This is a genomic window from Pseudomonas reactans, from assembly GCF_013385825.1.
Taxonomy (GTDB): Bacteria; Pseudomonadota; Gammaproteobacteria; order Pseudomonadales; family Pseudomonadaceae; genus Aquipseudomonas; species Aquipseudomonas reactans.
This window is the reverse complement of record NZ_JACAPG010000011.1, coordinates 183,009-200,954: the sequence shown is the minus strand read 5'-3', so window position 1 is coordinate 200,954 and position 17,946 is coordinate 183,009. Positions and strand designations below refer to the sequence as shown.

Below are 17,946 nucleotides of genomic sequence, written 5' to 3'. Positions count from 1 at the left end.
CGATTGCTCAGCCCAGGCGAAACCGCGCGGTGTTATCGCTCAATGCCTGGCTACCTTTGCTCAAGGTGTCGGCCGCTCGGTTCACTGCCCGTGCGCCGTCGAGCAAGCGCCCGGCCGCCTGGTCCACTTGCTGGATATTGCCGCTCACTTCATCTGCCGTCGCCGCTTGTTCTTCAACAGCAGTGGCGATCTGCGCCAGGGTGTCGGTGACGTGCTGCACCGCACCCGCAATCTCGCCCAGGCGTGTGCCCAGCCCGGTGACGGATTCCGCGTCGGTCAGCGCTTGTTCACAGGCCGCGCCCATCAGAGTGACTGCCTGGCTGACGGTTGCGCGCAGGCTGTCGACCGTGCCGGCGATCTGCGCCGTGGAGGCCTGGGTACGTTGCGACAGGCTGCGCACTTCATCGGCAACCACGGCAAACCCTCGGCCCTGCTCACCGGCACGGGCGGCTTCGATGGCGGCATTGAGCGCCAGCAGGTTGGTCTGTTCGGCAATGCCACGGATGGTGTCGACCACCGATTGAATCTGCTGGCCCTGCTGGCTGACCTGCTCCAGCGCATCGGCGGTGTCGGTCAGGCGCAGGTTGAGTTGCTGGATACTGGCCGTGGTGCGCTGGCTGTCGCGGCTGCTGTCTTCGGCGATGCGTCGGGTCTGCTGGGCGCTGCCCGAGGCTTGTTCGCAGCTCTTGGCGACGCCCAGGGACGTTGCGGCCAGTTGGGTGGCGGCGGCGGCAATCTGGCTGATTTGCTGTTGCTGGTCTTCGACCTCGGTGAGGGTGCTACCCGACTGGGAGTTGAGGGTCAGCACCGCCGCCCCCAGTTGTTGCGTCTCGTGATTGACTCCCAACAGGCTGGTGCGCAACTGCACCACCGCCACGTTGAGCGCGGTGCTGATGGCCGCGAGTTCGTCGCGCCCTTCCACCGCCACCTCGACGCACAGGTTGCCGTCGCGCAGGGACTCAGCCAGGGTGGTGATGCCACTGGCGCTGCGGCGGATCGAAGCTTGCAGGCAGATGAACAGGTACAACGCAGCCAACGCCAACAGGCTGAAGGTCGCCGCTACCGGCACGAACTTCTGCAGCGAGCGATCACGGTAGTGACCCAGGCGCGCATCCAGCGAATTGAGCGATTGGTTACGCAGCGCGCCCAGGCTGTCGAGCACGCCGTCGACACTGGTTTCGAAAGCCGCTGTGTCGAGCTTGATGGTGCCGCCGAACACGCCGTCGTCGAGCACTTTGAGTTCGTTGTCCAGGCGTTGCAGGCTGCTGTCGTACTGCGCCGTCCATGGCTCCAGACCGGCATACTGCTTGGCCTTGAGCGAGGCCGCGGCCTTGACCAATTGGTCCCGCGCATCGCCGATGCGGCTGCGCAGGTCACGCATCTGCAAGCGGCTTTGCAGGGTGAACTGCCCCGAAGCGATGGACGATTGGCCGACACTGGCCATGCGGCCAATACGCTCGATCAGGTCGGGGGTGTGCTGGGTGGACATCTGCATCAGCAGGTAGGTTTCCAGCCACGGGTCGAGGATCAACCCGGCGTCCAGGGTGATCTGCTCGCGCAGGGTTTGCATGGCGGTCAGGGCCGCAGTGAAACGGTCGTAACCGTCCGGCCACCAGCCGACCGTACGCAGGGATTGAGAGTCCATGCCCTTGACTGTCGCCTGCAAGGCGTCGAAGCGCGCGAGGATATCAGCGCCGGCGTTCTGGGCTTTGAGTGAATCGCCCAGGGCTTGCAGGCTTTGCAAAATCACCGGGAAATTGGCATCGACCTTGTCCATCGCCGCCTTCGCCGCCGGGGTCGGCGCGTGCAGGATGTCTGCGGCTTTCCAGCGGGCGGCGAGGTTGCGCTGGGCGGTCAATTGACCGTCCAGCGCATCCAGCGCCAACAGTTGCCGAACGCCGGATTGCTCGCGGGTAATCACGGTCAATTTGTCGCGATAGTCCAAGCCGATCATCCACAGGCTACCCGCCAGGGGCAGCATGAACAGGAAAAACAGGATCTGGAACTTGCGCGCAAAACCGAATCGCCCCAGCAGGCGAATACCCGGTGACAAAAGGCTGTGCATGTCCGACCACTCCCCAAAAACGACCCACGCGGTGCACCGCGGGGTGAAGCCTTGAAATGACTGACGGCAAAATGCCATGTCATTGATTAGCTTGGCTCAAGCAAGATACGGGCCGTTGATAGAAGGGCTGGAGACAGACGGGCGCGCCCACTGAGCGTGCACGTGCCGTGCTCGAAAATGGGGCAAAAGCACTCAGTGGCGAAGGGATAGCTGTAACTAATGGCGCAGTGCGCAGGAACAGCGGAATTACTTCCTGCTGATTAGCACTTTTCCTCCCGCTCACACTGAAATCTCCTAATACCACTGGAGATTCATCATGGCACGTGCACTTAACAGCTCCGAACGCAGAACTTTCCGTGCAGCTCGCTATGCCGCGTTGCGCTCGCTGGAATTCACCATCCATCACCTGAACGGCGGCAATGCCGATGTCGCTAGGGTGTGGATGGGCGTCCAGCAACCTGGAAACCTGCAAGTCTTGGCTCAACGCCTGTACCGGATTTTTCAGGCACTGCAAAACATTCATGAAGGGCAGGTCAACTGCGAACCCAATGCAAATTGGTATGCAGAGGTCCACCCCAACGACGCGGGACATCACATCACGCTGGGAGGAGCATTCTTCACCGCCCCGACCTATGGCAACGACTCGCGCGCTGGCACGTTGATCCACGAAACCAGCCATTTCAACGATGTGCTGGGCACCGACGACCACGCCTACGGCCAGGAGGCCTGCCTGCGACTGGTGCAACAAGCCGAGCAAGGCGACGGCAACCTGCACACCGTCCTGACCAACGCCGACAACTGGGAATACTTGGTGGAACACACCTACTGAGTTGCGATTGCAGCACTCGAAAAAGCCTGTTTTCGGACAGGCTTTTTATCCCGCCCACGATCAGGAGTTGAACATGGAACGTCGATTATTGATGAGCGCCTCACTGGCAGCGCTGTACATGTTGGCTGCACCAGCACAGGCGCTCAATACTGCCAATGTTGAACCTCAAGCACTAAAAGAGTTTGCCGTCACACTGAACGCCCATGCGAGTAAGTTTCAATGGCAGCAATTATGGAAAGCCACGCGTGACCACGGTTACTTCAATAAAGAGTCCGCCACGCACTTCACTGCACCGATGGCGCAAGTACCCGATCTTGTGTCTACCGTTTTGAACAAGGCAACGACCGTTACACCCTTTGCTACAACCCGCGCCACCTACCGCTATGACTTTGCAGACAAAGTAGGGTTATTCGAGCACGTGGCCGTCACGGCACTGTGTGTGGATGTGGACTGGCGCACGCTTGCTGATGGAACCGATGTTGAAGATGCCCACGCGATGCAATCGGTGACCCTGTTGCTCGCCAAACCCTGCCCATGATGCAAGCAGCCACCCAGGATTTCCCTGGGTGGCTGCATCTATAGTGTTACAACGCACTCGCCAACAAAGCGGCTTCCTTGCAACGTCGGGTGGAATAGCGATCGCCGAAATTCCTCAAGTTGTTCTCGGCCGCTTTCCAGTCCGCCGCCACAACTTGCGCCCAGAACTTCGGCGTACGGCTGGCAAGGTTGCCATATTGGAAGGCAACTGAGGCGATCACGGTTTGCATCGGCGCCGGTAATGCTTCAAACGGGCGTCCCGCAGCTTTGCTGTAATCACTGGCCAGGCGCTCAATGAAAGGCGCCTTGTAGGCCTCGTCAATCCTGCGTGCATCCTGCGCACTGACATTCAGCGGCAGGCGTTCCAGGCATGCCACGGCTTGTGCACCGATCAACCCCAAGTAGGGTAAAAGCCGTTCGCTGAGATCCTTGGGCAGCATGTTCAGGTTCTTTTGCTGGCCCAGGTCAAAGCCGGTGCCAATGGTGACGCCGCTACGGCTGTTTTCCGGATCAGGCACGTAACCACGTGTGGCACTACCGCCTTCGAGCTGAGCGATGAAGGCCATATCTATTAAATTATTGGACATGGTGAGTTTCCTTTTGGTTTTAGGAAACTGCAGTCCATCACTCGCGCCATCCGCTCTTCAGAAGGTAAAGCTTCCTCATCTTCATGGGTAAAGTTTCCTACTGATTATTCGCACGCATTACTTCCTAAGCTCTGACCAGCTCTCATCACAAGGAGGTTAGGCCGATGGAACCGAAAGACCTGGAACATATCGATGTACGACAACTCCCCCATTCCCTTCAGGTGCTGGTTGCCTGTATCGGTCTGGAAAACGCGTTCCGCCTGACCTGCGTATATGGCGGCCGCCCTAAGTACATCCCCAAACACGCACAACGTACTTCGCTGGCGCTGATTTTATCGCCGGAAGCCTTGCAAGCCTTGATCAGTGATTTCGCGGGTATCTCTTTAGAGATTCCCAAGTCCGATCATTTTTTTCGGCAAATTCGTAATCAGAATATTCAAATGGGTATTTCCGATGGCGTATCACGAAGTGCACTCGCCGAGAAGTACGGACTGAGCCTTCGGCAAATTGCCAACATTCGACGCCAGGACATTTTTATTCATCGGTAATTACTTCCTACTGAATCACAAAGTTCCACATGGATAAATTGAAGTTGCGCACTTTCGCGCACTCACGATAAGGAAATTAAAAATGCCAGATATTGATAAAGGTCTCATTGGAGGCGTGATCGCCGCACTTCCACTGGACAAGATGATCACCGGGCCGCTGATGGCAATGATCCAGGCGCAAGTCGCCGCCAGCAAAGCGTATGCGGACTTTCTCATGGGTGTATGCATCCAGGACGGCAAGGCCGTTTCGGTGCAGTTCGACTATGACGAAACCCTCGTCGATGAGCAGGGGATCTATAAGGGCACGGTCAGCAAGACCATGCGCATTCCACTGCTGGCCGCGATCAGCCACCCCAACATCACCATTGAAGAAGGCAGCATCGAGTTCGAGCTGACCATCACCCAAATGGCTGAGGACACCAGTTCCAATGATGTTTCCGGCAGCTTCGACGCCAAGATGGGCTGGGGTCCTTTCAGCGTTTCGGTCAAAGGTGCCGCCAGCCACAAGTCATCCCAGACCCGCAAGACAGATACCCGCGCACGCTACGAAATCAAGACCAAAATCGTTCGCCAAGACCCACCGGAAGCCTTGATGCGCGTCATCGATTTCCTCACCGATGCCGCCACCAAACCGGTCACCTTGCCGAGCGCCACCCCAACCAGCCCGACAGAGCTCCCAAAAGCAGGGGTACTTCCACTGCCTGACGCCAAGCCTGCGGAAAAAACCAAATAGTCCCATCCCGCCCCGCCCCTCTGGGCGGGGCAACCCACTCGACTTGAAAGGAGCTCACCATGGCATTTTTTTCGCGCCCCAAGGAACCCATGTCGGCCAGCGACTTGAGCCACATCACTCGCGGGTTGCAACAGGCCGCAGCTGCCACGCATAACCTGATCGCCCATCAATACATTGCGCTGTTCGACCAGTTCTTCGATTACAACGTTGAAGATCTGGGCACGCCGATGAAGGCCAAGATGGTTGAGATCTCGCTGACCGAGGGACATACCATCAGCGTGCCGCTGATCGCACTGGTCGCGCCGAAGGGCTTGGCGCTGCACAAGATGGATGTAGACCTATCGGTAAAAATGCACAGCACCGAAGTGCAAAAAGCCAGCCACGAGCTGGAGAACGGCGACCTGCACAGTGAGAAGTTTTTCGTGACCTTTGGCGCCAACAAGCGTGAGGGTCAGGAACGCGATCCCGATGAGGTGCAGATTCGCATCGAGTTCAAGGCGTGCGAGCCACCGGAGGCGATCAACCGAATCATTGAGGAGTACACCAATTTGATTAGCCCAACCGCAAACACGCCAGCCCAGCCCTCCAAGACCGAACAGCCCACCGCACCGGCTCCTTCGGACTTCGCGCCCTAAAGCCGCTTAAAAAGGCCTATGGCATCCCCCTGTACCGGTCGAAATTATTGATGTGATCATCCAGATTATCCTCAAGCATCATCCGGTACTGGTCACAGAAGTACTTCAACATCGCCTCCCGCGCATCGGCCATTTCCGCGCCGGACTTGAAGTTGCGTGCGCTGGCCCAGGCATTGAAACGCGTGGTGCCGAACATCATCGAGGCGCTGACCTGGCCGAGGTTTTCGTGAGCCTGGAGTTGCTCGTTCGACAGGTCGATGTGCGCGTCGGCGCGGTCGTAGAAGGTGGGGTCGGTGGCGTCGGCCATGGTGGGTGTCCTAGGTCATCAGGTTTGAATGAAGGGGTATCAGGCCAGTAGCGCGGTAATCCATCTGGCCTGCTGCGCGATCTCTTTTCGCTTCTCTTCCGGCACCGCTTGCCGAGCGTGCTCGAAGCTGGCCAGGGTCTTGTGTTTTAGGCGCAGCATACGTTGCCACTTGGCGATAAACACTGGGCTGCGCGCCTGCATTTGCAGCGGGCCAAAGTACAGTTGTTCAGCGGTGTAAACCACCGCCTCTGCGCGCTCAGCGACGATGATTTCGTAGTAGAAGCGGTTCTCCCGCAGCAGTTCTTCACTGAGGATCGAGTAACCGTTGTTCATCAGCCATTGGCGCAGCGGTTGCTCGCCACCATTGGGTTGCAGGATCAATCGTTCCTGGCCGCTCAGGTGCCGCTTACCGCTTTCGAGAATGTCGCGAATCGTCTCGCCGCCCATGCCGCAGACGCTGATCGCGGTGATGCTGTCATGGGCTTCGATGGCCGCCAAACCATCGGCCAGACGTACGGTGATCTGCTGCTCCAGGCCGTTGTCACGCACGGTACGTTGCGCCGCATGAAAGGGCGTGGTCGCGACCTCCCCCGCCACTGCCATCGTGATCAGGCCACGGCGCATCAATGCCACCGGCAAATAACCGTGATCGGAGCCAATATCGGCCAGGCGCGCGCCCTCCGGTACATTGGCGGCGACGCGCTCCAGACGCAGGGATAAAGTGTGTTCGTTCAACGCCCCTGCTCCCCCGAAAAACGGTCTCGGCTGTTAGTCAGATGCAACACCATGGCCGCGCGGGCGGCGTCCGGGTCCTGGCGTTTGATCGCGTTGAAGATCGCTTCATGTTCCAGGTTGGCCAACTGGCCGAGCTTGGCAAAGTCGGCGCCGCCACGTTCGTCGCCCTTCACCTGGGTGCGCGGGATCATCGCATTGCCCAGGTGCAGCATGATTTCGCTGAAGAAGGTATTGCCGGTGGCCTCGGCGATCAGTTGGTGAAAGCGCTTGTCTTCTTCCACGCAGCTGTCGTTGTTGGCCAGGGAAGCCTGGTAGTCATCGAGTGCCTGGCGCATGTGGGCCAGTTGTTGGTCGGTGCGGCGCACGGCGGCCAGTGCGACAGCTTGCACTTCCAGACCCAGGCGCAGTTCGAGCATGTTGCGCACGCTGGCGACCGTGTCCACATGCAAGCGCAAGCCCTGCTGCGCCTGTTGCGCCAGCACAAAGGTGCCGATCCCGTGGCGGGTCTCGACCAATCCCGACGCCTGCAATTTGGAGATCGCTTCGCGCACGACGGTTCGGCTCACGCCGTGCTCAAGCACGATGGTGGATTCCGAGGGCAGTTTTTCGCCGGGTTTCAACTGGCCGAGCAGGATGCGCTGGGTCAACGCATCGACCACACCCTGGGCCAGGTTGGTGGAGCGTTTACGGACAGCGGGTCCATGTTCAATGGGCATAGTGACGAATCCACAGAGTTAGCGGGTGCGAGCTTAACACCCTGTAGGAGCGAGCTTGCTCGCGAAAAACCTGAGCACGCCACGTTCATCTAGGGTGCCCGCGTTATCGTTGACGTTTTTCGCGAGCAAGCTCGCTCCTACACAGGATGTCGTGTGAAGCAGAAGATCTCAACTTGTATGACAACTAATATCGATCACCTTGCCGACCTTCGCAAGTATCCAGCCTCGCACACCCTTTAGAACCTAATAAATGCTCAACGAACCTGTTTATAAACACAAAAACATCATCACCCCCATTGCGATCTGAAAAAAACAACTTGTATGATGTCTATCAACAAGACACGCAAACCCGCATAAAAATAATCAGGGGGAGTTTTGAATTGTGACCAATTCAATCCATGCATCTGCCGCACCCGAAAGTGATCCCGTCCTCGCGCGCGCCGTGAGCAAAGTGAAGCGCCATGTGCTCCCACTGTTCGTGATCATGTTCATCCTCAACTACATCGACCGGGTCAACATCGGCTTTGTGCGCACGCACATGGAGCATGACCTGGGCATCGGCGCAGCCGCCTATGGCTTCGGCGCCGGGTTGTTCTTCATCGGCTATGCCCTGTTCGAAGTGCCCTCCAACATGCTGCTGCAAAAGGTCGGCGCGCGTATCTGGCTGACCCGCATCATGTTCACCTGGGGCATTGTCGCCACGCTGATGGCGTTCATCCAGAACGAAACCCACTTCTACATCCTGCGCTTCCTGCTGGGGGTGGCCGAGGCCGGTTTCTTTCCTGGGGTGATCTACTACTTCACGCGCTGGCTGCCTGGCGTGGAGCGCGGTAAAGCCATCGCCATCTTTTTAAGTGGCTCGGCGGTTGCGTCGCTGATTTCCGGCCCGCTGTCAGGCGTGCTATTGCAGATCGAGGGCTTTGGCTTCCACGGCTGGCAATGGATGTTCGCCATTGAAGGCTTGGCTTCGGTAGTGATTGGCTTCTTTGTGTGGTTCTGGCTCGACTCCAAACCCCACGACGCCAAGTGGATGAGCCGCGAAGAGCAGGACGCACTGGTCAATGCCATCGACCAGGAACAGCGCGACCGCGAGGCCCTCACCAGCGTCAAGCCGACCCTCGGCAAGCTGCTCAAGGACCGCCAGATCCTGCTGTTCTGCGCGCTGTATTTCTGCATCCAACTGACGATCTACGCCGCCACCTTCTGGCTGCCGAGCATCATCAAGAAGATGGGGGACCTCAGCGATGTACAGGTCGGTTTCTTCAACTCGATCCCCTGGCTGATCTCGATCATCGCCATGTACGCCTTCGCCTCGTTGTCGGGCAAGTTCAAGTTCCAGCAAGCGTGGGTTGCGGCAGCGCTGTTGATTGCGGCAGCGGGCATGTTCATGTCCACCACGGGCGGGCCGGTCTTTGCCTTTGTGGCGATCTGCTTTGCGGCTATCGGTTTCAAGTCGGCATCGTCGCTGTTCTGGCCGATTCCCCAGGGTTACCTGGACGTGCGTATCGCCGCCGCCGTGATCGCACTGATCAACTCCATCGGCAACCTGGGCGGTTTCGTTGCGCCCACCACCTTCGGCTTCCTGGAACAGACCACCGGCTCGATCCAGGGCGGCCTCTATGGCCTGGCCGGCACGTCGGTGCTCGCCGCGATCCTGGTGTTCTTCGCCAAGACCGCGCCCTCTGCCGTGTTGACTTCATCGAGCGCCGTGCCCACCGGCGCCGCCCTCAGCAAACCTCTTTGAGCTTATTCAGGAACTTGCCATGACTACGCCCGTCGTTACTCACTTCCAGGTCATCCCCGTCGCCGGCCACGACTGCATGTTGCTCAACCTCAGTGGCGCCCACGGCCCGTACTTCACACGCAATATCGTCATCCTCAAAGACAGTTCCGGCAACACCGGCGTGGGTGAAGTGCCCGGTGGCGAACGCATCCGCGAAACCCTGGAAGACGCCCGCAGCCTGGTGATCGGCCAACCCATCGGCCAGTACCAGCGCATCCTCAACCAGATGCGCAGCACCTTTGCTTCCCGCGACGCGGCGGGTCGTGGTTTGCAGACCTTTGACCTGCGCATCACCATCCACGCCGTCACCGCCATGGAAGCCGCGCTGCTCGACCTGCTCGGTCAATTCCTCGAAGTCCCGGTGGCCGCCTTGCTCGGTGAAGGGCAGCAACGCGACGCGGTAAAAATGCTCGGCTATCTGTTTTATGTCGGCGACCGCAGTGCCACAGACCTGGCCTACCGCAACGAAGCCGACAGCGACGATGAGTGGTTCCGCCTGCGCCACGAAACCGCCCTGACGGCCGACGCCGTGGTGCGCCTGGCCGAAGCCGCCAAAGCCAAGTACGGTTTCAATGACTTCAAGCTCAAAGGCGGCGTATTGAGCGGAGACGAAGAAATTGAAGCCGTCACCGCCCTGGCCGAACGCTTCCCGGATGCGCGCATCACCCTAGACCCGAATGGCGCCTGGTCATTGAAAGAAGCCATCCGCCTGTGCCGCGACCAGCACCACGTACTCGCCTACGCCGAAGACCCCTGCGGTGCCGAAAACGGCTACTCGGGCCGCGAAGTCATGGCTGAATTCCGCCGTGCCACCGGCCTGAAAACCGCCACCAACATGATCGCCACCGACTGGCGCGAAATGGGCCACGCGATCCAGCTGCAATCCGTCGACATCCCCCTCGCCGACCCACACTTCTGGACGATGCAGGGCTCGGTACGCGTGGCGCAAATGTGCCATGAATGGGGCCTGACCTGGGGCTCGCACTCCAACAACCACTTCGACATTTCCCTGGCGATGTTCACCCAGGTCGCCGCCGCCGCCCCGGGCGACATCACCGCCATCGACACGCACTGGATCTGGCAGGACGGCCAGCACCTGACCAAGGCGCCGCTGAAAATCGAAGGGGGTTATGTAAAAGTGCCGAGCAAGCCAGGCCTGGGAGTGGAGATCGACATGGACGCGGTCGCCAAGGCCCATGAGGTGTACAAAGGCATGGGCCTCGGCGCGCGGGATGACAGCGTGGCGATGCAGTTTTTGATTCCGGGGTGGCGCTTCAACAACAAGCAGCCGTGCCTGGTGCGCTGATTCAGATTTTTGTAGGGGCGGGCTTGCTCGCTAAATACTCGAGACCGCCGCACTCCTCCTGAATGCCCGCGTTATCGTTGGCATTCTTCGCGAGCAAGCTCGCTCCTACAATCAAGGATTTAAAGCACCCGATCAAACAACGGCGCCACGTCATAACGCTGTTTCAACATCTGCGCATCCACCAAAAAATCCGCCGTGGCCTGGGCTTCGCTGATGATCGTCGGCGAAATCGGCAGCACCTTGATCGCGTCGCGCTTGAACCACACCTTGGCGATTTCCGGCGCCGACTGGTTGGCCTTCGACCAGGCTTCTGCGTATTCGTCGACGTGGGTGTTGCTCCACACCCGGGCGCGGGTCAGGCGGGCAATGAAGTCCTTGATGATCGCGCTTTTCTGCGCAAGGGCCGGCTCGTAGGCGACGATATAGGTGGGCGCGCTCATCAGGCCCTTGGCGTTGCGGATCAGGGTGCTGCCTTCTTTTTCCTGCAGCGACACGTAGGGTTCCCAGGTGCCGAAGGCGTCGATGTCGCCCTGGGTCAGCGCCAGGCTGGCCTCGGCCGGCAGCAGGAATTTGAAGTGAACGCTGCTGCGCGGCACTCCGGCTTCATCCAGCGCTTTATAGGCCAGTTGCTGGCTCCATGAGCCGTTCCAGATGGCGACCGTCTTGCCTTTGAGGTCGGCCACCGACTGAATGCCCTTGCGCGCCACGATGCCCACGCCGTCGAGGCTGGTCTGGGTACTGGCGACGACTTTGACCGGCGCGCCATTGGCGGCCAGGCTGATCACCGGGGTGTCGCCGACGATGCCTACGTCCAGCGCGCCGCTGGCCACGGCCGAGGCCACCGGCGAGCCGGTGTTGAAGCGCTTGAAGTCGATTTTATAGGGCAAGTCTTTCAGCTCGCCCGACAGCTCCAGCACAATGCGGTTGGAGAAAAACTGGTCACCCACGGTAAGGGTCAGCGGTTCGGCGGCGCCGGCCGATGGGCCATACAGTGCAAGAGAAGCCAGGCCCAGCAAAGACAGCAGTGTTCGACGGTTGATCATGGAAAATCCCACAGGGTTGGAGGGTTGGTTCAACCATCCGTGGGCGTGCAGTCTGGTCGTTTGACGTAGAAGCTAACGCAATAAAAGCGCGGGGTTTAATACTGTTGGGCACTATCGATAGAACCGTCGTACAGGTCGCTAGCTGCTTTTCGTATTAAAAACTTCGCCGCGCCTGAGTTAGGGTGAGCTCACCAGACCACTGGACCCCAGCACCTGAACCATTTTTTGCAAGGTCCATTGCATGTCGATTCCCGCTTTGAACATCTGGGGCGCACCGCCCACTGCCCGTTACGAACAACTGGCCGCACCATTTCGCCCGCTCTTTGCGCAAATTCTCGCGCAGGCGGCGGTGGCGGATCAGACACGCGGCAGCCTCGCCACCGTGATCCAGCAACTGAACGCCTTGGGCCTGCCGCGCTGGCGCCTGCCAGCGAGTTATGGCGGCCAGGATGCAACGTTGGTCGAGTTGCTGGCGTTGCTCACGGAACTGTCCGCCGCCGACTCCAACATCACCCAGGCCCTGCGCGGGCACTTCGGTTTCTGCGAGGACGTACTCAGCGCCAAGGACTTGGATTGGCGCGCCAAATGGCTGGACCGGCTCGGCCAGGGCGCCCTGCTCTCCCCCGGCAGCACCGAAGTCGGCAACCAGACCCGTGGCGATTTCGAAACCCGCCTGCACCGTGACGAAGCCGGCGCCTTGCGCATCAGCGGCAGAAAGTTCTACACCACCGGCGCGCTCTACAGCGACCTGATCAACACCATCGCCACCGGCGAAGACGGCACGATCTACAGCGTAGTCGTCGACCTCAAGGCGCCCGGTGTGCAGATCGTCGACGACTGGAATGGCTTCGGCCAACGCCTCACCGCCAGCGGCACCTGCATCTTCGACAATGCGCCCGTGGTGGATGACGAAGTGCGCCTTACCCAACAGCGCTTTGGACACGGCCAGTCGTTCTTCCAGCTCTACCACCTCAGCACCCTCGCCGGCATCGCCCGCCGCGCCGCCCTCAGCGGTGCCGAGGAACTCAGCCAGCGCGCGCGCACCTTCACCACCGGCAATGCCGACACCGCCGGCCAGGACGTGCAACTGCTGCAAGTGATCGGTGAAGTCGCCAGCCAGGCCTACGCCGCGCAAGCCATCGCCCAGCAAGCGGCGCAACGGCTGGAGCACACCGCGCGGTATGTGATCGCCCATGACCAGCCGTTGCACGATGACGATCCGCAGGTTGCGCTGGCTGAATTGGAAGTGTGCCTGGCAGTGAACCCAGTGGTGGATGCGACACTGGCGGCCACCACGGCGCTGTTCGATGCACTGGGCGCCAGTGCCACCGCCAGCAACAAGGCGCTGGACCGGCTGTGGCGAAACGCGCGAACCCTGGCGAACCACAACCCGCGCGTGTACAAATCGCGGATTGTGGGCAATTACCTGGTGAATGGGAGCCTGCCGCCTGCGCAATGGCGAGTAGGCGTAGCAAAAAGCTAACGGCTGCCCCACCCCCTGTGGCGAGCGGGCTTGTCCCGCGTTGGGCTGCGAAGCAGCCCCAAAACGGCTACCGCGTTTATGCAGGAAAAATGCGGGGGAGCTTTAGAGGGGCTGCTTCGCAGCCCAACGCGGGACAAGCCCGCTTGCAACATGAGGCCCGCTCGCCTGCGCAACCCTCAAAAGTCCCAAAACGCCGCCACCCAGCGAAACGCATCCCTCTTCACCACCACCCGCCCCACGGACGGAAACGGCAGGTGGGTAGCCACGAACAACTCACCGCTCGCCGCCGCTTCGTTCATCAACCGCACGCGAACGCGCACCGACTCTTCGGGGTCGTGTTCAAAGCCGTTATGCCAATCAGGGTGTTCGAAGGCGACTGGAAAAAGCGCATCACCGGCAAAGGTCAGGCGCTCGCCGCCAGAGTTCACGTACACCACGCTATGCCCCGGCGTGTGGCCGCCGGTGAGCTTGGCGACGACACCCGGCGCGACTTCCTGTTCATCGTCGAAGGTGTGCAGATTGTCCTTGTACAACGCCATGAATTGATGGGCCGTGGCGCGGAGTACATCCGGCACCGGCGCCGGCATGTCGGTGTAGGTGAAGTCCGGCGATGTCCAGAAATCGACCTCGATGGCCGCCACATGGATGCGCACGTCTGCACGCAGCTTGCGCTTCACCTCGTCCACCAGCAGGCCGCCGATGTGGTCCATGTGCATATGGGTGATCACGATATCGGTCACCGAGGACAACGGGATACCGGCCGCTTCCAGGCGCTTGGGAAACTGCCCGGCCCGTGGGAAACCGGGAAATTGCCCGCCCAGGCCGGCGTCGACCAGAATCACCTGCTCGCCACTGCGCACCACCAGCACATTCAGTGCCCAGTCGAACGCGTCCGGGCCGAGGAACATCTCCTTGAACCACGCCGCGCGGGCGGTCGGGTCGGCGTTGGTGGACATAGTCTGGGTCGGCAGCGGCAGCACGCCGTCGCTGATCACCAGCACATCAATTTCACCGACGCGCACTGCGTAGCGCGACGGCACCAGTTCTTCGGTCGGGGCTTTCAGTAGGGTTGTCATGGTCGCTCTCCTGTTGTTTGAAGGCGAATGTCTCGCCTGCAAAACAGTGTGCGACGGGGCTACAACGCTCGGAATCCTACCTGGGTATGGGCCGTGTATACCTTAGTTTGCAGGCTGGCTCACAAACCCCAGCACCCGCGCCAGCATCCGGTCACAGGCCTGCAATTGCGCCACGCTGATGAACTCGTCCGGCTTGTGCCCCTGTTCCATGCTGCCCGGCCCGCACACCACCGTGGGAATGCCGGCTTGGTCGAACAACCCACCTTCAGTGCCAAAAGCCACGGTGCCGAATTCCGTTGAGCCGCAGAACTGCGCCACCCACTCGGCGGCCTGGCTTTCCAACGATGTGGCTAAACCTGGATAGCTGGATAACTCGCTGAGGCTGATGGCCGATTGCCCACTCACCGCCCGCATCGCCGGCAGGAGGGTTTGCTCGGCGTATGCCTGTAATTGCCGGGCAACCTGCCAGGGATCCTGAGCCGGCAGCGAGCGCACTTCGAAGTCGAAACTGCAGTCCTGCGGGACGATATTCAGGGCCTTGCCGCCGTTGATCAGGCCGGTCTGCACCGTGGAAAATGCCGGATCGAAACGCTGATCCAGATGCTGCGGCGCCTTGAGCGCTTCGCCGAGCCGCACCAGTTCGCTGACCAAGCGTGCGGCATATTCAATGGCATTCACGCCCGCCGGCGCATAGGCCGAATGGCACGCCGCGCCGTGCACGTGGCAACGCATCGCCAGTTTGCCCTTGTGGCCGAGTACCGGCTTGAGTTCGGTGGGTTCGCCGATCACGCACAGCAGCGGCTTGACCGGCTGCCCGTGAAATCGCTCGATCAACGAGCGCACACCCAGGCAACCGACTTCCTCATCGTAGGACAGCGCGATATGCACCGGCATGCGCAACGTTGCCTTCACCAAGGCCGGCACACACGCCAGCACACAGGCGATATAACCCTTCATGTCCGCTGTGCCACGGCCGTACAACTTGCCGTCTTGCTCGGTGAGGTCAAACGGCGCCACACTCCAGCGCTGCCCGTCCACCGGCACTACGTCGGTATGCCCGGACAACACAATGCCGGGCACGTCTGCCGGGCCGATGGTCGCGAGCAGATTGGCCTTGCTCTTGTGCTCGTTGTACACCAGCTCGCAGGCCACGCCGTGGTCCTGCAAATACGTGCGCACAAAGTCGATCAAGGCCAGGTTGGATTCGCGGCTGGTGGTGTCAAAACGCACCAGTTGCGCCAGCAGGTCGCGACTGTTCATCGGTCGTCTCCCGGCACGGCGTAGCCGGGTGCGACCTGTGGGTTGATGGCGCGGTCGATGTAGGCCTGCAACTGCCCGCGATAAGCCTGCCAGAGCTGGTCGAGGGCGCCGATGGGGTCTTCATCCGCCCAGTCCACCCGCAGGTTGACGATGGGCCACAAGAGGTCATCCACCACCACCAGCGCCGCCGAGTGCACCGGCCCCGCTTCACCACCGCCTGCCACGCCTGCGTGCATCGCCGCCAGCAGGCGGTCGGCCAGAGGCCCGGAGGCCTGTTCGAAAGCCGCCACCATGGCGTCGATCACGGCAGGATGGGCGAGCATATTCCCCGCCGCCACACACTGCTCGCCACTCACCGCGTTGTGAATACCCAAGGTCTGCGCGCCACTGAAATGCGCCGTACGGCCTTGGTTATCAATCACCGTCACCTGCCGATATTCACTGTGATCCTGCCCAGCCAAGGCGGCCAACGCCTCACTCGGCGCCAAGCCCTGCTCCAACAAGTCCAGCACCTGCGGCCCCAGGCTCGGCAAGGTGATGTTCTGTGATGCCACCGCGCCCACGCCGGGCCGCAGCCACGGGCAACGCGCGCCCACGGCAATGCTCGATGAGCTGATGGCGATGCCCAACTGGCCCGTCTCGGCGCAGCGGGCGACAACGGAAAAAGTCATGTGGAGTCCTCAGTCGAGCAAGGAAGGGTCTGCGTCGATCATCAACTGCTTCATTTCTTCAAAGTGCTGGCGCGAGAAATCGGCAATGCCTTCCCAGCCGCGCGCGGTTTTTTCCGCCACTTCATCGGACAACACCCGCAACGGCTGCCCGGTGGACCAGGCGGTGACGAGGATCTGGCAGGCGCGCTCCAGGGTCCAGATATCGTCAAACGCTTCACCGATGGAACCCGCCGTGACCATCACGCCGTGGTTGCCCATCAGCAGCCGGCTTTTGCCATCCAGCAACCCGGCCAGTCGCGCGCCTTCGGCCTCGGTGTCGGCCATGCCGCCGTACAGCTCGTCCACCGCCACGCGGTTGAAATAGCGCGCGGTGTTCTGGTCGATCGGCGGGATATGCGGCGTGGCCAGGCACGCCACGGAGGTGGTGTAGACCGGGTGCAAGTGCAGCACCGCGCGGGTTTGCGGCAGCAGCCGATGAATTTGCCCATGGATTGACCAGGCGGTGGCGTCCACATTCGGGTGATCGGCACAGGATGAATCGTCGGCGTTCAGCAGCAACAGATCACTGGCGCGGATACGGGAGAAGTGCTTCCACTTCGGGTTGAGCAAAAACTGTTTGCCATCGGCCGATACGGCGGCGCTGAAATGATTGGCCACCGCTTCGTGCATGCCCAGGTGCGCGATGATGCGAAAGGTCGCCGCCAGGTCGATGCGCGTCTGGTCTTCGTGGGATAACGCCATGAATCGGTCTCCGCAGGGCGCGGCCGCACGGGAATGCGGCACACGCTGATGGGTTTACTTCGGCATCAATGCCGCGATGTCGGCATCGGTGGGTGCCTGGAAGTTGTACTTCTTGAGCAAGGCGGCGTATTCCGGCGTGGCGCGGTATTTTTCCAGGCCGTCGAGCAAGGCCTTCTTCACCGTGTCATTGCCCTTCTTGACGCCGAAGCCGTTCAGCACCGGGTAGATCAGGGTGTCGGAGGAAATCACCACGCGGCTGCCGAGTTTGTCGATCACGCCACGGGCCACGGCGGCGTCGGTGATCTGCGCTTCAACCGCGTGAGCCAGCAGGGCCTGGGTGGTTTGCGGGTCGGTGCTGTATTCGCTGATCTGGATCGGCTTCAGGCCCTTGGCCACGCAGTACTCGGCCGACAGCTTGTTCATCTGCGCCAACCACGACGTGGCGCCCATCGAGCCGATCTTGTGGCCGCAGAACTCTTCCGGGGTCTTGGGCTGGAAGCTGCTGTCCTTGAGGGTGAGGATCGACTCGCCGCTCTTGAGGTAAGGGATCATGTCGATGACCTTGACCCGCTCCGCCGTGATGTACATCGACGAATTGGTCACATCGAAACGCCCGGCTTGCAGGCCGGTGATCAGGTTGGGGAAGCGCGTGTCGAGGGTCTCGACCTTGCGGCCCATGACCTTGCCCAGGCCGTCCATGAACTCGATGTCAAAGCCTGCGGGCTTGTTGTTATCCATGTACTCGTAGGGGAAGAACGTTACGTCGGAACCGGCGATGATCTTGCCGTCCTGCTGGAACGCCGAAGCCGCCAACGAAGTCATCGCAACCGCTGCGCCCAGCAGGCACACGGCAAGGGGACGAACACTTTTACGAAACGCTGTCATGGTGAT

Annotated in this window: 19 protein-coding genes; 8 read left to right on the top strand and 11 right to left on the bottom strand. The window is 60.6% G+C overall.

Going from position 1 to position 17,946, the window contains the following annotated elements:
* Positions 1–7: 7 nt before the first annotated feature.
* Positions 8–2,065, bottom strand: coding sequence for a methyl-accepting chemotaxis protein (locus HX868_RS12335; RefSeq protein ID WP_177003050.1), 2,058 nt, complete (start codon positions 2,063–2,065; stop codon positions 8–10).
* Between the two features lie 316 nt (positions 2,066–2,381).
* Here HX868_RS12335 and HX868_RS12330 point away from each other — a divergent pair, with 316 nt between their 5' ends.
* Together HX868_RS12330 and HX868_RS12325 are read left to right on the top strand one after the other, a co-directional pair.
* Positions 2,382–2,894, top strand: coding sequence for a M35 family metallo-endopeptidase (locus tag HX868_RS12330; protein WP_177003049.1), 513 nt, complete (start codon positions 2,382–2,384; stop codon positions 2,892–2,894).
* Between the two features lie 73 nt (positions 2,895–2,967).
* Positions 2,968–3,432 (top strand): hypothetical protein, encoded by a 465-nt coding sequence (locus tag HX868_RS12325; protein ID WP_177003048.1) that lies wholly within the window; start codon positions 2,968–2,970, stop codon positions 3,430–3,432.
* Positions 3,433–3,478: 46 nt separating this feature from the next.
* On the opposite strand, the gene HX868_RS12320 is transcribed toward HX868_RS12325, so the two are convergent.
* Complete coding sequence (locus tag HX868_RS12320; protein ID WP_177003047.1) at positions 3,479–4,018, bottom strand: pesticin C-terminus-like muramidase; 540 nt, start codon at positions 4,016–4,018, stop codon at positions 3,479–3,481.
* Between the two features lie 164 nt (positions 4,019–4,182).
* Between HX868_RS12320 and HX868_RS12315 the strand changes: the two genes are divergently transcribed.
* The 3 genes from HX868_RS12315 (at position 4,183) to HX868_RS12305 (ending at position 5,934) form a co-directional block, all read left to right on the top strand.
* Complete coding sequence (locus HX868_RS12315; protein WP_177003046.1) at positions 4,183–4,566, top strand: Mor transcription activator family protein; 384 nt, start codon at positions 4,183–4,185, stop codon at positions 4,564–4,566.
* An 82-nt stretch (positions 4,567–4,648) separates the two neighbouring features.
* Entirely contained in the window at positions 4,649–5,299 is a 651-nt protein-coding gene (locus HX868_RS12310) for a DUF2589 domain-containing protein (protein ID WP_010208988.1), read from the top strand.
* 59 nt (positions 5,300–5,358) lie between these two features.
* On the top strand, positions 5,359–5,934 hold the full coding sequence (locus HX868_RS12305) for a DUF2589 domain-containing protein (RefSeq protein ID WP_177003045.1): 576 nt from the start codon (positions 5,359–5,361) through the stop codon (positions 5,932–5,934).
* 16 nt (positions 5,935–5,950) lie between these two features.
* Here HX868_RS12305 and HX868_RS12300 read toward each other — a convergent pair whose 3' ends face one another.
* The 3 genes from HX868_RS12300 to HX868_RS12290 are packed head-to-tail and all read right to left on the bottom strand — an operon-like array spanning position 5,951 to position 7,692.
* Positions 5,951–6,241: a DUF3144 domain-containing protein gene (locus tag HX868_RS12300; RefSeq protein ID WP_177003044.1), complete on the bottom strand. Its 291-nt coding sequence runs from the start codon at positions 6,239–6,241 to the stop codon at positions 5,951–5,953.
* A gap of 39 nt (positions 6,242–6,280) precedes the next feature.
* Positions 6,281–6,976, bottom strand: a complete 696-nt coding sequence (locus tag HX868_RS12295; protein ID WP_177003043.1) for a tRNA (adenine(22)-N(1))-methyltransferase — start codon at positions 6,974–6,976, stop codon at positions 6,281–6,283.
* A complete protein-coding gene (locus HX868_RS12290; RefSeq protein WP_016976456.1) occupies positions 6,973–7,692 on the bottom strand; it encodes a FadR/GntR family transcriptional regulator in 720 nt (239 codons plus the stop codon). Before HX868_RS12290 ends, HX868_RS12295 begins: the two co-directional genes overlap by 4 nt.
* A 382-nt stretch (positions 7,693–8,074) precedes the next feature.
* Here HX868_RS12290 and HX868_RS12285 point away from each other — a divergent pair, with 382 nt between their 5' ends.
* Positions 8,075–9,436, top strand: a complete 1,362-nt coding sequence (locus HX868_RS12285) for an MFS transporter (RefSeq protein WP_177003042.1) — start codon at positions 8,075–8,077, stop codon at positions 9,434–9,436.
* A 19-nt stretch (positions 9,437–9,455) separates the two neighbouring features.
* A complete protein-coding gene (gene gudD, locus HX868_RS12280; protein ID WP_177003041.1) occupies positions 9,456–10,781 on the top strand; it encodes a glucarate dehydratase in 1,326 nt (441 codons plus the stop codon).
* A gap of 119 nt (positions 10,782–10,900) precedes the next feature.
* Here the strand turns inward: gudD and HX868_RS12275 are convergent, their stop codons facing one another.
* On the bottom strand, positions 10,901–11,824 hold the full coding sequence (locus HX868_RS12275) for an ABC transporter substrate-binding protein (protein WP_177003040.1): 924 nt from the start codon (positions 11,822–11,824) through the stop codon (positions 10,901–10,903).
* A 241-nt stretch (positions 11,825–12,065) separates the two neighbouring features.
* Between HX868_RS12275 and HX868_RS12270 the strand changes: the two genes are divergently transcribed.
* A complete protein-coding gene (locus tag HX868_RS12270; RefSeq protein WP_177003039.1) occupies positions 12,066–13,307 on the top strand; it encodes an acyl-CoA dehydrogenase family protein in 1,242 nt (413 codons plus the stop codon).
* Between the two features lie 176 nt (positions 13,308–13,483).
* On the opposite strand, the gene HX868_RS12265 is transcribed toward HX868_RS12270, so the two are convergent.
* The 5 genes from HX868_RS12265 to HX868_RS12245 form a co-directional block, all read right to left on the bottom strand.
* Positions 13,484–14,383, bottom strand: a complete 900-nt coding sequence (locus HX868_RS12265; protein ID WP_177003038.1) for an MBL fold metallo-hydrolase — start codon at positions 14,381–14,383, stop codon at positions 13,484–13,486.
* 102 nt (positions 14,384–14,485) lie between these two features.
* Complete coding sequence (gene argE / locus HX868_RS12260; protein ID WP_177003037.1) at positions 14,486–15,643, bottom strand: acetylornithine deacetylase; 1,158 nt, start codon at positions 15,641–15,643, stop codon at positions 14,486–14,488.
* Positions 15,640–16,314, bottom strand: a complete 675-nt coding sequence (locus HX868_RS12255; RefSeq protein WP_177003036.1) for a DUF1028 domain-containing protein — start codon at positions 16,312–16,314, stop codon at positions 15,640–15,642. The genes argE and HX868_RS12255 overlap by 4 nt, the downstream gene beginning before the upstream one ends.
* Before the next feature lie 9 nt (positions 16,315–16,323).
* Positions 16,324–17,055: a class II aldolase and adducin N-terminal domain-containing protein gene (locus HX868_RS12250; RefSeq protein WP_177003035.1), complete on the bottom strand. Its 732-nt coding sequence runs from the start codon at positions 17,053–17,055 to the stop codon at positions 16,324–16,326.
* A gap of 54 nt (positions 17,056–17,109) precedes the next feature.
* Positions 17,110–17,940 (bottom strand): ABC transporter substrate-binding protein, encoded by an 831-nt coding sequence (locus tag HX868_RS12245; RefSeq protein ID WP_177003034.1) that lies wholly within the window; start codon positions 17,938–17,940, stop codon positions 17,110–17,112.
* Positions 17,941–17,946: the final 6 nt, after the last annotated feature.